Below are 13,733 nucleotides of genomic sequence, written 5' to 3'. Positions count from 1 at the left end.
CTGGTATCCGCTGTGACCGCAGGCATAGCCTGATACCCCGCGCACACGCGAAATAGATTGCACTAGAAAGATATTCGGTGCAAATCGGACATGTCCAGTCCTGTTGGCGATTGGCTGATTTCGACGTGCGCGCACTGCCGTCCCGGGAGACATCAGCCATCCGGGCCGACGGCAGAATCCTGGCAAGGAGCTGCACGGTGTCGGTTCGTCACAATGCCCCCAGTCCCGTTCGATCCGTGATCACCCGCCGCGGCGCGCTCGCTGCCCTGGCACTACTGGCAGTCGCCGGCTGCGGCGGCTCCGATCCGGCCACCCCGCATTGGGACTACGACGCCGAAGGCCCCGATCACTGGGCCGATCTCGACAAGCAGTACGCGACCTGCCGAAATGGCCACGCCCAGTCGCCGATCGACCTGTCCGACGCCGTCGAGTCACACCCCGCAGGCCACATCGAGATCGCCTACCGGCCGATCCCCGCGGCCACCCTGACCAACAACGGCCACACCATCCAGGCCACCGTGCCCGCCGACTCCGGCAACCGGATCATCGTCGACGGCACCCCGTTCGCCTTGGCCCAGTACCACTTCCACCTGCCCAGCGAACACACCGTCGACGGCGCCGAGACCGCCATGGAACTCCATCTCGTGCACACCGACCAGACCGGCCGACTGGCCGTCCTCGCGGTCCAGCTGCACGCCCAGGACGCGTCGGTCCCGCTGAGTCAGGTCCTCACCGCATCCCCGGACCGCGTCGGCGCCACCCGCACACTGAGCAATATCGACCCGCGCACATTCCTTCCCGGCAACCTCGCGCAGTTCCGGTACCAAGGTTCACTGACCACACCGCCGTGTACCGAGGGCGTCGAATGGATCGTGCTGCGCAATCCCAGTCCCGTCGCGACAGCCGATGTCGACCGGTATCGCGCCCTGTTCCCGCACAGCAACAGACCCACGCAACCCCGCTACGGCCGTCCGGTCATCCTCGCCGGAACCAACTAGCGGACACCACCCTGCGCGCGATGTTGTGATGCGGCGTCGGTGTGGACACGGTTGGGCCACACGAAGCCGCCCGGGCTGGCACCGACGCCCGACGGAGGGAAATGATCGATCGGAATCGGGTTCGCCAGCACAGGAGGTTCCAGCGATGTTCAATGCGATTGTTCAGGTCTGCGGGTTCTTGATCATCGGTGCCGTGGTCGGCGTGTTGGCACGCCTGCTCAAGCCAGGCAAAGAAAACATCAGCATGGGCATGACGTTGGTGATCGGCATGGCCGCCGCGCTCATCGCCGGGGTCATCGCCAGCCTCATCGGTGTCGGATCGATCACCGAACTCAACTTCTGGGGCTTCCTGCTCGCGGTCGTCGCCGCGGTCGTGTTGCTGTTCGCCGCGGAATCGGTCGGCGCCCGCAAACACCCGCCGGTAGCCTGAACCACACCGACGCAACCGCGCACCCCCGGGCTCCGGGGGTGCGCTTCGTCTGCAGGCCAAGGCACGCACCGCAATCCGCCGCAGCCCCCACTCCGCGAGAACTACCCTGGCAGGATGGCTGCGGCAATCGAGATCTCGAACCTGGTCAAAACGTTCGGACGAACGCGCGCACTGGACGGGCTCGACCTCCAGGTCGCCACCGGCGAGGTACACGGCTTCCTCGGACCCAACGGAGCGGGCAAATCGACCACCATCCGGGTACTGCTCGGACTCCTGCGCGCCGACAGCGGCACCGCCACCCTGCTCGGGGGCGACCCGTGGGCGCAGACCGCCGAGCTGCACCGGCGCCTGGCCTACGTCCCCGGTGATGTGAACCTGTGGCCCAACCTCAGCGGCGGCGAGGTCATCGACCTGTTGGGAACCCTGCGCGGCGGCCTCGACGAGAAACGCCGCGCCGAACTGCTCGAACGATTCGACCTGGACCCGACGAAGAAGGGCCGCACCTACTCCAAGGGCAACCGGCAGAAGGTGGCGCTGGTAGCGGCACTGTCCTCCGATGTCGAACTGCTCATGCTCGACGAACCGACCTCCGGGCTCGACCCGCTCATGGAAGCGGTCTTCCAGGAATGCATCGACGAGGTCAAGGAGCAAGGCCGCACCGTCCTGCTGTCGAGCCACATCCTCGCCCAGGTCGAGGCACTGTGTGACCGGGTGACCATCATCCGCCACGGAAAAGCCATCGAATCCGGCACCCTCGCCGACCTGCGCCACCTCACCCGGACCTCGATCAGCTGCGAGACGACCCGCCCACCGACCGGCCTCGACGCCCTGCCGGGCGTGCACGATCTCGTCGTCGAAGGCAACCGGGCCCGATTCCAGGTCGACACCGTCGACCTCGACCCGGCCATCAGCCATCTCACCGGCTTCGGCATCCGCACACTGACCAGCCGACCACCCACCCTCGAGGAACTGTTCCTGCGCCACTACGGCGACGAACTCGCCGCCTCCGGGGTACCGGAATCATGACAACGCTGACCGGCACCACCACCCTCGTCCGCTTCTTCCTGCGCCGCGAACGGATCGCGCTGGTCTGCTGGATCCTCGGCGGAACCTTCCTCTACTACTCCCAAGCCGTCGGCGTCGACATCGCCTACCCGACCCAGGCCGACCTCGATCGGGTCGCCGCCAGCATGGCGGGCAATGCCGCCATGGTGGCCATGGCAGGCCCGCCGCGCGTACTCGACACCATCGGCGGCCAGGTCGCCTTCCAGTCCGCGGCCTTCGGCATGATCGTGGCCGGACTGATGAGCATGTTCCTCATCGGCCGCCACACCCGCTCCAACGAGGAAACCGGCCGCGACGAACTCATTCGTTCCGGCGTCGTCGGCAGGCACGCCGCCTTCACCGCCGCGGCCGTGCTCACCGTCCTGGCCAACCTGCTCTACGGGGCCGCGATCGCACTGAGCCTGCTCTCCTACGGACTGCCCACCGCCGGATCCATCGCCCTCGGCGTCGGCGCGACCTGCGCGGGCCTGGTGTTCATGGCGATCGCGCTGCTGGCCGCCCAGCTCACCGAAAGCACCCGCGCTGTCTACGGCATCACCGGTGCGGCGATCGCGGTTTCCTATGTCCTGCGCGCGGTCGGCGATGTGGGTAACGGGGTGCTGTCGTGGCTGTCGCCGCTGGGCTGGGGCCAGGCGATGCGACCCTACGACGGGGAGACCTGGTGGCCGGTGCTGTTGTCGCCGGCCGTCGCTGTCGCGGTGACCGCGGCCGCGCGGCAAGTGCTCGATCACCGCGACTTCGGTGCCGGTGTACTACCGCCACGACCCGGCCCCGCCCGCGCGGGCAGCGCCATGCGCAGCGCGTTCGGGCTGGCCTGGCGCCTGCAGCGCGGTTCCCTGATCGGCTGGTCGATCGGCATGCTGCTCGCGGGTCTGGCATTCGGCTCGATCGGCGACGATGTGGGCGATCTGCTCGGTGACGTCGACCTGGGCGAACTGCTCGGCCAGGAGATGGGCAGCCTGGTCGATGCCTTCTACGCCATGTCGGCGGGCTTGCTGGCATTGATCGGTTCCGGGTACACGATCTCCGCAGGTCTGCGTCCGCGCTCGGAAGAGGCTGCCGGGCGCATCGAACCACTGCTGTCGACGAGCCTGCCCCGGCTGCGCTGGCTGGCTGGGCACACCGTCATCATGCTCGCGGGTTCGGCGGTGGTGCTCGCGCTGGGTGGACTCGGCATGGGACTGATGTACGGCGTGATCACCGGTGACATGTCCGAGCTGCTGCCCCTGCTCGGGGCATCGGTGACCTATCTGCCCGCGGTGTGGGTGCTCGGCGGAATCACGATGGCGCTCTTCGGATTCCTGCCCGCGGCCACCTCGGGTGCGTGGATCGCCCTTGGTTTCTGCTTCGTGGTGTTGATGTTCGGCGCGACGCTGAGGTTCCCGAGCTGGCTGATGAGCATCTCACCGTTCGACAACATCCCCCTGGTCCCCGCGGTGGCATTCGCGCCGGCGCCGGTGCTGATCACCACCCTGGTAGCGCTCGCCCTGTGCGTCGCGGGCGCGTACGGATTCCGGCGCAGGGATGTGGTGGCCAACTGACAGCGGCGCTCAGGGGCGGGGGAGTAGCCCCAGGGTCAGGTGCCTGACCAGATCGTCGAGCAGTTCCTCGGAGTCGTAGTCGGCGGTGTAGCCCGAACCGACGAACGTCGCCAAGCCCTGCAGGGCCGCCAAAGCGGTCACACCGAGACGTTTCGGGTCGCCGGGGACGATCTCGCCGGCGGCTTGACCTTCGGCGATCAGCGCGATCGGCACGGCGAAGGCACGGTCGGCGGCGTCCTGGATCTCGGAGTCGGTCGAGCTGTGCCTGCGCGCGAACATCAGGGGGAGCAGCTCGGGATTGTCGACCGCGAAGCGCAGGTAGGCGCGGGCGACGGTCTGCAGGCGCGCCGTGATCGGCCCGTCTGTCACTGCCTGTTCGAAGCACGCGCCGAGCCGTTCCAGCCCGGTGACGGCCAGGGCGTCGAGCAGTGCCTGCTTGTCGCGGAAGTGCCTGCTGGGGGCCGCGTGGCTGACACCGGTGTCGCGTGCCAGCTGACGCAGCGACAGGCCGTCCGCGCCGACTGTGCGCAGCGCCGACTCGGCGTGCTGCAGCAACGCGGCGCGGAGGTCTCCGTGGTGGTAGCGCGAGTGCAGGGACATGGTGCTAGCAGGATATCCGACACACGGCGAATGTTTGCATTGACTACTTTGTAGTCGGTGACTACATTGACGTTGCCATGACTGACAACACCGCGCCGACGCGCCCGCAGAGCAGCATGCCGATCCGCGAGTGGTTGGCGCCGATCACGCTGGTCACCGTGCTGGCCGCGCTCCTGGGAACCATGTACCTCGGCTACACCGCCGACCCCGAGAAGCACCTGCACGACTTCCCGATCGCCGTCGTCAACCAGGACGTCGGCGACACCCTCGCCGGCAAACCCGCCAACCTCGGCGAACAGATCACCACCGCACTCAACGAGAACATCCCCGCCGACAAGATCGACCTGCGCACCGTCGGCATCAACGAAGCCCAGCGCCAACTGCAGAACGGCGAGGTCTACGGCGCCATCGTCATCCCCGGCGACTTCACCAAACGCGTCGCCATCCTCGGCGCCTCCTCGATCGTCCCCGGCGACGTCGAACAGCCGATCATCTCCGTGCTGACCAACCCCCGCGCAGGCACCCTCGCCGCCCAGATCATGCACACCATCGCCGACCAGGCCATGACCCAGGTCAATACCACCGTCGGCACCCAGCTCTCCCAGCAGGTACACGGCGCGATCGGCGCCACCCCACTCAGCGGTGCGGCACAACTGCAGCTCACCAAGCCCATCGACGTCGTCGTCACCCCGTACCACCCGCTGCCCGAAGGCACCGGCCAGGGCCTGGCCGCCTTCTTCTACACCCTCGTCCTGCTGATCGTCGGGTTCAGCGGCGCGATGATGATCAACTCCCTCGTCGACGGCTCCCTCGGATTCATCCCCGCCGAATACGGCCCATGGCACAAGGCGACCACCCCGGCCCGGATCAGCCGCTGGCGCACCCTGCTCATCAAGTGGGGGATCGCCGCGATCAGCGCACCCTTGGCCTCCGCCGTGTTCCTCGGCGTCGGCGCCCTGCTCGACATGTCGATCGAGCGACCGCTGCTGCTGTTCTTCTACGGCACCCTGGCCATCACCGCCATCGCCGTCACCGGCCTGTCGGTCATGGCCGCCTTCGGCACCGCGGGCCTGATGATCAACCTCATCGTGTTCGTCGTGCTCGGCATCCCGTCGTCCTCGGGCACCATCCCGCTCGAGGCCACGCCCCGCTGGATCGCCGACCTGGCCGCCTTCGAACCCATGCACCAGATCTATCTCGCCGTGCGCGCGATCCTGTTCTTCGACGGCCACCTCGAAGCGGGCATGAGTCAGGGCCTCTGGATGACGCTCATCGGCCTGGCGATCGGACTTGTCCTCGGCGCTGTCGCCACCCACACCTACGACCTGCGCGGCCTGCATCGCCTCGGCCTCGACCACAGCCAGGAACCGGCCACCGCGCAGTAGCGGCAGCACCGACCGATCACCCCAGGAAGGGCACTCATGCGAGAGTTCGAAGCCCCCGCTTCCTACACCGTTCCGGAACACGCGAACAACTCCGACAGCGTGTTCCGGCACGCGGAGCACTCGCCCGGCACGGTGCTGTTCAACGTCGCGACCGGCGGCGGCGATCTCGCCGACATCACCGCCGCCGAGTTCGCGAAGACCGTCACCGCGGTGGCCAAAGGCCTCCTCGCCTCGGGCATCGAACTCGGCGACCGCATCGCCATCATGGCCCCCACCCGCTACGAGTGGGTCGTGCTCGACCACGCCATCTGGGCCGCCGGTGGCTGCACCGTCGCCATCTACGACAGCTCCGCCGCCGAGCAAGCCAAGTGGATCCTGCAAGATTCCGCGACACAGCTGCTGGTGGTCGACAGCGACAAACACCGCAGAGTCATCGACGAGATCGACACCGACGCGCTACCCGAGCTACGCGAAATCCTGCAGATCGACAAGGACGTCATCGCCGAACTCACCGCCCGCGGCGCCCATCTGGACGATCACGCCGTCCACACGCGTCGCGCACAGGTCGACGCCACCGCGCCCGCGACCCTGATCTACACCTCCGGCACCACCGGCCGACCCAAGGGCGTGCTGCTCTCGCACGCGAACCTCTACGCCGAGTCGAAGTCCGACCGCATCGCCCTGGAGGAGTTCGTCACCGACGGCAACAAAACCCTGATGTTCCTGCCGCTCGCGCATGTCTTCGCCCGCGCGGTCACGCTGGCCGCACTCGATGCCAAGGTGGTCGTCGCGTTCAGCTCCGACTGGTCCACGCTCGTCGACCAGTTCGGCGCCTTCCGCCCGAACTTCATCCTCGCCGTGCCGCGCGTGTTCGAAAAGGTCTTCAACGGCGCGAAACAGAAGGCACACGCCGCAGGCAAAGGCAGGATCTTCGACCGGGCCACCGAGACCGCCATCGCCTGGAGCGAGTCACTCGACAACGGGGGCCCCGGACTCCTGCGCACAATCGAACACACCCTGTTCGACAAGCTCGTCTACCGCCAACTGCGCCAGGCCCTCGGCGGACAATGCGAGGCAGCGGTGTCCGGTGGCGGACCACTCGGCGCACGCCTGGGCCACTTCTTCCGCGGCGTCGGCATCCCCATCTACGAGGGCTACGGTCTCACCGAGACCACGGCCGCGATCACCGTGAACACCCCGAAGAACACCCGGGTCGGCACCGTGGGACGCCCGACCGAAGGCCACAGCATCACCATCGCCGACGACGGCGAACTCCTGCTCCGCGGCCCCGTCGTGTTCCACCAGTACTGGGGAAACCCCGACGCCACCGCGGACGCCTTCACCGACGGCTGGTTCCGCACCGGCGACCTCGGCGCCATCGACCGCGACGGCTACCTCACCATCACCGGCCGCAAGAAGGAAATCCTCGTCACCGCGGGCGGCAAGAACGTCTCACCCGGCTTGCTCGAGGACTCGCTGCGCGCGCACCCCCTGATCGGCCAGGCGATGGTGGTCGGCGACGGCCGCCCCTTCATCGGCGCCCTGATCACCCTCGACCCCGAGGCCCTCCCCGGATGGAAGCAACTCCACAACCTGCCCGCCGACACCCCGCTCGAGAAACTCGTCGAGAACCCCGACCTCGTCGCGGAGATCGACGCCGCGGTCGCCGACACCAACACACTCGTCTCCCGCGCCGAGGCCATCAAGAAGATCCGCATCCTGTCCGCGGACTGGTCCGAGGCGACAGGCGAACTGACCCCGAAGATGTCACTCAAGCGGGCGGCGGTCATGAAGAAGTACGCCGCCGACGTGGACAAGATCTACGTCTGACCGACGGCCGCTCCTGGTGGACGCGACCATGCCGAGCGCAGCCAGTACCGCGAACGTCGCGAACAACCATCGTGCCGGTGTTGCTCCGCCGGCATCGGTCGCGTTCACCACCACGCCGGCCAAGCCCGCGCCGAAGGCGCCACAGACCAGTTGAACGGTGTTGATCGCCGCGGCGGCCCGGCCACCTTCGCCGGGGTCATCGACACCGCCCATCGCCCACGCCGGCAGGTGCGGCCACGCCATGCCGATGCCGGCACCAGTGAGCAGCAGTGCCAGCACCCAGCCGGCTACGACCCCTGCTGAGGCGTTGTCGACCTGGCTGACCGCCGCCGACATCAAGCCGACCGCCATGACCAGTGGTGCGATGGCGACGATCCGCATGATCGCTCGCGGGCCTGTCATCGACGCACTGACGATTTCACTCATCGTCCACCCGATGGCCAGCGCCACTCCGAGGAAGCCCGCCGCCACCGGCGCGAGATGCGCGAGCCGCTGACCGAAGTAGGGCACATACATGTCGACCATGGTGGCCGCCATGAGCATGCCGAGCGTCAGGTAGACCCACTTCAGTGGGCCGGGCCGAAATGCGGTAGGTGGCAACACGGCTGCCGTCGCCCGGCGATCGACGGCGATGAACGCACCGACAAAGCCTGCCCCGACGACCAGCAGCGCCACCGTCCAGCCGACATCACGGGGGAGTGCGGCGCCGCTGATCGCCAGCGCTGCTGATGCGAGCAGCAGAAGCGACCACACCGGAATCCGCTCCGGTTTCCGCGGTACCTCGTTCGAGCGTGCGGGCAGCGCGAACGGCACCAGCGCTGCGATGATTCCGGTCAGTATCAGCAGCGCGCCGAAAGCCCAGCGCCACGAACTGGTTTGCGCGAACAAACCGCCGGCCGCTGGGCCCAGCAGCGTGCCGACTCCCCACATCGCCGAGACGAGCGCTGAGGCTTTCGTCCACAAGGTCTGCGGAAGAGCCGAGTTGATCACCGAGTAGCCCAGGCCCGCGATCAGGCCGCCTGCCGCGCCCTGGACGGTCCGTCCCGCCAACAGGAACTCCATCGTCGGTGCCACCGCACACATCGAGGTACCGAGACCGAACGCGGTCAGTCCCACCAGATACGACCAGCGCGCCCCCACACGGGCCAGGGTCGCGCTCACCGTGGTGGAGGCAATGACGGATGCGACCAGGTACACGGTGGTTACCCAGGCGTAGAGGCGCTGGCCGCCGATTTCGGCCACGGTGCTCGGCAGGAGGCTGATCGTCAGAAATTCGTTGGTGGCGTACAGTCCCACGCCACCGGCCAGCACTGTCGACGCCGCGAGGTACTTCGGGCCCAACAGCTCCCGCCAGGTGCCGCTGATGGCCGTCGCCGTACCCGTCATGGCGGTGATGCTACGACCGCAACTTTGCTCGAGGTCAAGCGTCTCGCGCGCTACTTCGCCGTCGCGCCGGCCAGCCAGCTGATTCCGGGCCAGGACTTGGGCAATCTGATCAAGCCACTCATTGCCAGCACCACCAGATCCTCGTAGCCCTCGCGCATCTCCGCGAGGTGATCCCAGGCTCGGTGGCGCTGGACGGCATCCTCCATGTGGTGCAGGGCCCAATGGGCGCAGGCCGAGGCTTCGGCGACCCGCGCGATCACCCCGCCTACCGAATCGGTTCCCCGGGGCGTCCCGGCCCGCGGCCGTGGAAGCTGCGCGCCGATCCACGCATCGATCTCGTGGACAACCCCAGCGACTTGATGGCGAATCGTGGCGGCGGACGGGTCACCGAGCCACGCTCGATACAACGATCCGAGCTTGCCCGCCCACTGACTCAGCGGGCAATTGCACTCGGCGGATCCACTGATCGCGCGCAGCAGATCCTGCGGTGACAGAAACGGACCGTACTGCGGAGGCACACGCGAACCGGAACTCTGCACCATCGTCCGATTCACCTGGCGAGTTGGTTCGGCATTACCTGGCCACCCTCGATGTTCGAGGTGCGAGATTCACACATCTATCGACATACACCACGATCTCCTGAAGCAGGCACGCCTGAGTCGAAGCACACGCCTGTGAAGAATGAGCTTTCTCCTAGGTATGGACGGACACCGCTGTCCTTCCGCGAGACCCTCGGTACTCGCCAGTAGCAAACTAGCAGCGATGTGATGACGCACACCATCCTCTCCGCGAAGTCTCAGCAAACTCTCATGTAACGCGATCCGGGCCGCCGGATCCCGCGGTGTCGCCGTTTCGTAATCGATTGTGCGGCAACATGATTCAATGCTGAGATGCAGAATCGTCCCCACCGTGTGCACCAGCACGCACTTGGAGTGGTCAGCCAGTGCGTCACTGTCGCCGACCGATTGACCGCGTCGATGCGTTGCCTCGACGCCCTGGTCGAGGGTGTGATCGGCAAGGATCCGACAGCACGTGCCGAGTTCGACCACTATCTCGTGGCCGCGGACGCATCGATCGCCTCGGTCGAAACCGTCGGCAGAAGGGTAGTCGCCGAGCTCGAAGGGTGCGCACGAGTGCCGACGCCCACGGTCGAGCGCCAGGCAGTGGTCGGGCAGCGCAACCGATGGGCAGGCGCGGTCGGCGCGATGCTGTTGACCGAACACCTGCAGTCCTTGACCGCGCTGTGCCATGCCACCAACGCCAGCGGCTGTTCCGCCGGGCTGGCTGCAATCCGTGACATCCTCGCCGATTCCTCGCCCGACGGGCTGCTGCTGCGCGCAAGCATCCTCCGCACCGGTATGGCAGCGAAGACCCTCCGAGGCGTCGCCGACGATCTCGTAGCCGTTGCGCACATATTCGGCGATGCACTGATCCACAACTAGGAATCCATCTACTCCTGAGCTGTTTCCCCAGTCCCGTTAATTCGTCACAGTGACGAATTAACGGGACTGGGGAAGTGGAGGGGGAGTGTCGAACTCATGTTTCCGATCCTCCGGATCCGGCAATTCGTGTACATTCCGGGCTGAAATCAGCCGATACGGAACATTCATCGTGAATGGTCATCAATTGACCTGGAGTCGAGATTCGCTGAATTCACCAGCGCATGCCGAAGCGTCGGCGAACAACGCAACGGTCGCGCACGCAACATGGTCAGCGGACGCTCCGGCGGTGACGCGACAGCGACTGGCACGCAATGCAACACAGCACGCACTGCCAAAACATCCGAAAAACCTCACCCGACCACCCGCGTTCAAACGCCGATAATGCACATTATGTTAAGTCACGGTCGGATATGCCTCTACCCCAGCAGGTCGACTTCGTCGCACAATGAATGGATGACTCATGGGTTTCGTACAGGTTTGGCGGACCCTGGAATGGTGCCGCGCTTCCTCCCCGACTTCTTGTTGCGGAATAGTCAGATGCTCGCGATTGCCGCGGGTTGCGACTCGCTGTGGATGCCGGATCATCTGATCGCGGCCTTTCCTGATTCGATCTGGCAGTCGAAGTATGTCGGCGGTGCGCGGCTCGCGGACAAGGCGAACGCCTTCTACGAGCCGTGGACGGTGCTCGGCTACCTCGCTGCTCGGAATCGGGTCGCTCGTAAGCGGCTCGGTGTTGCGGTGACCGACGCCGGACGCCGGAATCCGGCGGTGACCGCGCAGGCGGCGGCGTCACTGCACCTGTTGAGTCGTGGCCGCGCGATTCTCGGGATCGGGCCGGGTGAGCGTGAGGGAAACGAGCCGTACGGGGTGGACTGGTCGAAGCCGGTGGCGCGGTTCGTGGAAGCGGTGGCCACGATCAGGTTTCTGTGGGATTCCGACGGAGAACCGGTCAGCCGGGACTCGGAGTACTTCCCTCTTCATGATGCCGTCTTCGACGTTCCGCCGTACAAAGGCACCCGGCCCGAGATCTGGATCGGTGCGCACGGGCCGCGGATGTTGCGGGCCACCGGACAGTACGGCGACGCCTGGTTCCCCGCGTTTCCGCAGCTGCCGACGGAATACGCGGAGAAGCTCGATCTTGTGCGGAGCGCCGCGTCGGATGCCGGGCGTGACCCGTCGGCGGTCCTTCCGGCTGCCTACTTCTGGATGCTGGTCGGCCGTAGTCCTGCCGAAGTCGACGAGTTGATGGGGGCTGTGGTGCCGCGGGCGATGTCTCTGGCCGCGCCGGCCGGTATGTGGAAGCGGCACGGCGTGGAGCATCCACTCGGCCCGACGTTCAGTGGTCTCCAGGACCTACTCCCCCAGACCATCGACGAAGAAACCGCGCTCGCCTACGCGAAGCTGGTGCCGCCGTCGCTGCTCCGCGAGGTCTTCGTCGTCGGCACTCCCGACGAGATTCTGGAGCAGATGGCCGAGCGCCGTGATCACGGTGTGCGGTACGCGGTGGCCATGAATTTGAGTCCCATGCATCCGAGCTTGCGGACAGGTCTGGGTGCGTCGGTTCCCTTCCTGCGGGTTTTGCGCGGACTTCGTCGACTGTGAGTCTGTGCGGCGGGCACAAACCGCGCGGACTCAGATCGGTGGGGTGAGCACGTGCCGGTACCAGCGGCACACCCCGAGGGCGAAGCGCAGCTCGAAGTTGTCTGTGTCCACGGCGATTCCGTACCGGCCGGTGAGTTGCTGGATCCGGTATTGGACGGTGTTGCGGTGTACTTGGAGTACCCGGGCGGTGCGGGAGTAGCTGCCGCTTTCGGCGAGGAACACTTCCAGGGTGTGGCGCAGCAGTTCGGTCTTCGCGTTGTCGGCTGCCAGCGGTCCGAGGACCCGGTGGACGAGATCGGCGAGTTCCTCCGGCTCGTCGGCCAGGAGCGCGAAGGGGGCGACCGCGTCGAAATCGATGACGGGGGGTGCGGACTGCCCGGCGGCCACGGCCAGCGCCTTCGCCCGCGCCGCGCTGCGGGCCGTGCGCCGGAATCCCGGTACTCCCCCGCCGACGGATCCGAACGCGACACGCACCGGCAGGCCGGAGGCTTTGATCTGGTCGGTGAGGCGGTCGAGCGAGAAGTCTTCGGCCGGGACCCACACCCGCATGTCGCGGTCGCCGGTGGATGCGACCATCTCGGCGCCGCCGCCGGGGATGGCCGCGGCGATCAGCTGCCGTGTCTGCTCGAGTACACGCACGGTGTCCGCGCCGGCGGCGCCGGGCAGCGTCCATACCTCGGCCGCGAGGTGCTGCCGGTCGAGGCGGTAGCCCAGCGCTGCTTCGGCCGCAGGCAGGTCGACGTCGTCGCCGTCGAGGAGCCTGGTGATCCACTGCTGGCGGGCTGCTTGGCGGCTGCTGAGCCAGCGATCGCGTTCGGCCTCGTAGATCCGGCCCATCGAGGAGTTGAGACGGTCGAGGTAGGTGCCCGCGAATTTGAGCAGCTGCGCGATCCGGGCGGCCTGGTCGGCGCTCGGCACGGCGAGGATCAGGCCGATGGCCGTGTCCAGCAGCCGATACTGTCCCAGTCCGTAGGCGCGCAGGAGCACGGTCAGCGGTACCCCGCGCCGGGCGAGGCGCTGGGCGTAGGCCGCGGCGCCCGCGGGTGGGGCGACGGTGGCCGGATCGATATTGTTGGCCAGGACGTACTGCACGAGGGCGATGTTCTCGGCGATGCTGGCGGCGCGCATCTCGGCGAGGTCGAAGGCGATGTCGGTGACCGGGATCATCTGCTCGGTCACCCGGATGAGGTCGTCGGTGATCGACCCGGTCAGCGGGCCAAGAGCCTGTCCGACCCACACCAGTGATCCGTATGTCGCCACGGGTGGCGCTCCGTCCGTTGAACAAAAACTGTCCGCGACATTGTGCCATGCGCACAAATTTCGGCGGCAGAGTGCGCTTGACGTCGGTGCGCTCGCCGATTGTGTGGTCGTGACAGCGTGACGTGTGGTGTCATGGTCGCCGAACGCCCCGATATCGACTCCTTCTTGCTTGTTCGACACTGGTCCACCACCCG

The 13,733-nt window shown here is 66.9% G+C and carries 12 protein-coding genes; 8 read left to right on the top strand and 4 right to left on the bottom strand.

From position 1 onward, the window contains the following. Nucleotides 1-197: 197 nt before the first annotated feature. From IEY60_RS16070 to IEY60_RS16055, 4 genes are all read left to right on the top strand, one after another. Nucleotides 198-998: a carbonic anhydrase gene (locus tag IEY60_RS16070; RefSeq protein ID WP_189028796.1), complete on the top strand. Its 801-nt coding sequence runs from the start codon at nt 198-200 to the stop codon at nt 996-998. Nucleotides 999-1,143: 145 nt separating this feature from the next. Beyond that, entirely contained in the window at nt 1,144-1,428 is a 285-nt protein-coding gene (locus IEY60_RS16065; protein WP_189028794.1) for a GlsB/YeaQ/YmgE family stress response membrane protein, read from the top strand. Nucleotides 1,429-1,542: 114 nt separating this feature from the next. After that, entirely contained in the window at nt 1,543-2,454 is a 912-nt protein-coding gene (locus tag IEY60_RS16060) for an ABC transporter ATP-binding protein (protein ID WP_189028791.1), read from the top strand. After that, complete coding sequence (locus IEY60_RS16055; RefSeq protein ID WP_189028789.1) at nt 2,451-4,034, top strand: ABC transporter permease; 1,584 nt, start codon at nt 2,451-2,453, stop codon at nt 4,032-4,034. The genes IEY60_RS16060 and IEY60_RS16055 overlap by 4 nt, the downstream gene beginning before the upstream one ends. Before the next feature lie 9 nt (nt 4,035-4,043). Here the strand turns inward: IEY60_RS16055 and IEY60_RS16050 are convergent, their stop codons facing one another. Next, nucleotides 4,044-4,634, bottom strand: a complete 591-nt coding sequence (locus tag IEY60_RS16050; RefSeq protein ID WP_189028787.1) for a TetR/AcrR family transcriptional regulator — start codon at nt 4,632-4,634, stop codon at nt 4,044-4,046. 77 nt (nt 4,635-4,711) lie between these two features. Here IEY60_RS16050 and IEY60_RS16045 point away from each other — a divergent pair, with 77 nt between their 5' ends. Beyond that, on the top strand, nt 4,712-6,019 hold the full coding sequence (locus IEY60_RS16045) for a YhgE/Pip domain-containing protein (RefSeq protein WP_229739874.1): 1,308 nt from the start codon (nt 4,712-4,714) through the stop codon (nt 6,017-6,019). Between the two features lie 36 nt (nt 6,020-6,055). Continuing rightward, on the top strand, nt 6,056-7,849 hold the full coding sequence (locus tag IEY60_RS16040; protein WP_189028785.1) for an AMP-dependent synthetase/ligase: 1,794 nt from the start codon (nt 6,056-6,058) through the stop codon (nt 7,847-7,849). Here the strand turns inward: IEY60_RS16040 and IEY60_RS16035 are convergent. Beyond that, nucleotides 7,787-9,235, bottom strand: coding sequence for an MFS transporter (locus IEY60_RS16035; RefSeq protein ID WP_189028783.1), 1,449 nt, complete (start codon nt 9,233-9,235; stop codon nt 7,787-7,789). The two genes, IEY60_RS16040 and IEY60_RS16035, sit on opposite strands and share 63 nt — an antisense overlap. Before the next feature lie 50 nt (nt 9,236-9,285). After that, nucleotides 9,286-9,777 carry a hypothetical protein gene (locus tag IEY60_RS16030; protein WP_189028781.1) on the bottom strand — a complete coding sequence of 164 codons (492 nt, stop codon included), beginning with the start codon at nt 9,775-9,777 and terminating at the stop codon, nt 9,286-9,288. 348 nt (nt 9,778-10,125) lie between these two features. Here IEY60_RS16030 and IEY60_RS16025 point away from each other — a divergent pair, with 348 nt between their 5' ends. Beyond that, nucleotides 10,126-10,677 (top strand): hypothetical protein, encoded by a 552-nt coding sequence (locus IEY60_RS16025; RefSeq protein ID WP_189028779.1) that lies wholly within the window; start codon nt 10,126-10,128, stop codon nt 10,675-10,677. Between the two features lie 453 nt (nt 10,678-11,130). Beyond that, on the top strand, nt 11,131-12,279 hold the full coding sequence (locus IEY60_RS16020; RefSeq protein ID WP_189029452.1) for an LLM class flavin-dependent oxidoreductase: 1,149 nt from the start codon (nt 11,131-11,133) through the stop codon (nt 12,277-12,279). Between the two features lie 30 nt (nt 12,280-12,309). Here the strand turns inward: IEY60_RS16020 and IEY60_RS16015 are convergent, their stop codons facing one another. Continuing rightward, nucleotides 12,310-13,539 (bottom strand): PucR family transcriptional regulator, encoded by a 1,230-nt coding sequence (locus tag IEY60_RS16015; RefSeq protein ID WP_189028777.1) that lies wholly within the window; start codon nt 13,537-13,539, stop codon nt 12,310-12,312. Nucleotides 13,540-13,733 lie beyond the last annotated feature (194 nt).

Source organism: Nocardia rhizosphaerihabitans, assembly GCF_014646295.1.
Taxonomy (GTDB): domain Bacteria; phylum Actinomycetota; class Actinomycetes; order Mycobacteriales; family Mycobacteriaceae; genus Nocardia; species Nocardia rhizosphaerihabitans.
The sequence above is the reverse complement of the archived record's forward strand: the minus strand, read 5'-3'. Positions and strand labels throughout refer to the sequence as shown.

Bases quoted from the DNA above. Each gene is read 5' to 3' on its own strand.
- IEY60_RS16065 (WP_189028794.1), top strand. From the start codon at position 1,144: ATGTTCAATGCGATTGTTCAGGTCTGCGGGTTCTTGATCATCGGTGCC.
- IEY60_RS16055 (WP_189028789.1), top strand. From the start codon at position 2,451: ATGACAACGCTGACCGGCACCACCACCCTCGTCCGCTTCTTCCTGCGC.
- IEY60_RS16045 (WP_229739874.1), top strand. From the start codon at position 4,712: ATGACTGACAACACCGCGCCGACGCGCCCGCAGAGCAGCATGCCGATC.
- IEY60_RS16030 (WP_189028781.1), bottom strand. From the start codon at position 9,777: ATGGTGCAGAGTTCCGGTTCGCGTGTGCCTCCGCAGTACGGTCCGTTT.
- IEY60_RS16050 (WP_189028787.1), bottom strand. From the start codon at position 4,634: ATGTCCCTGCACTCGCGCTACCACCACGGAGACCTCCGCGCCGCGTTG.
- IEY60_RS16040 (WP_189028785.1), top strand. From the start codon at position 6,056: ATGCGAGAGTTCGAAGCCCCCGCTTCCTACACCGTTCCGGAACACGCG.
- IEY60_RS16035 (WP_189028783.1), bottom strand. From the start codon at position 9,235: ATGACGGGTACGGCGACGGCCATCAGCGGCACCTGGCGGGAGCTGTTG.
- IEY60_RS16025 (WP_189028779.1), top strand. From the start codon at position 10,126: ATGCAGAATCGTCCCCACCGTGTGCACCAGCACGCACTTGGAGTGGTC.
- IEY60_RS16060 (WP_189028791.1), top strand. From the start codon at position 1,543: ATGGCTGCGGCAATCGAGATCTCGAACCTGGTCAAAACGTTCGGACGA.
- IEY60_RS16020 (WP_189029452.1), top strand. From the start codon at position 11,131: ATGACTCATGGGTTTCGTACAGGTTTGGCGGACCCTGGAATGGTGCCG.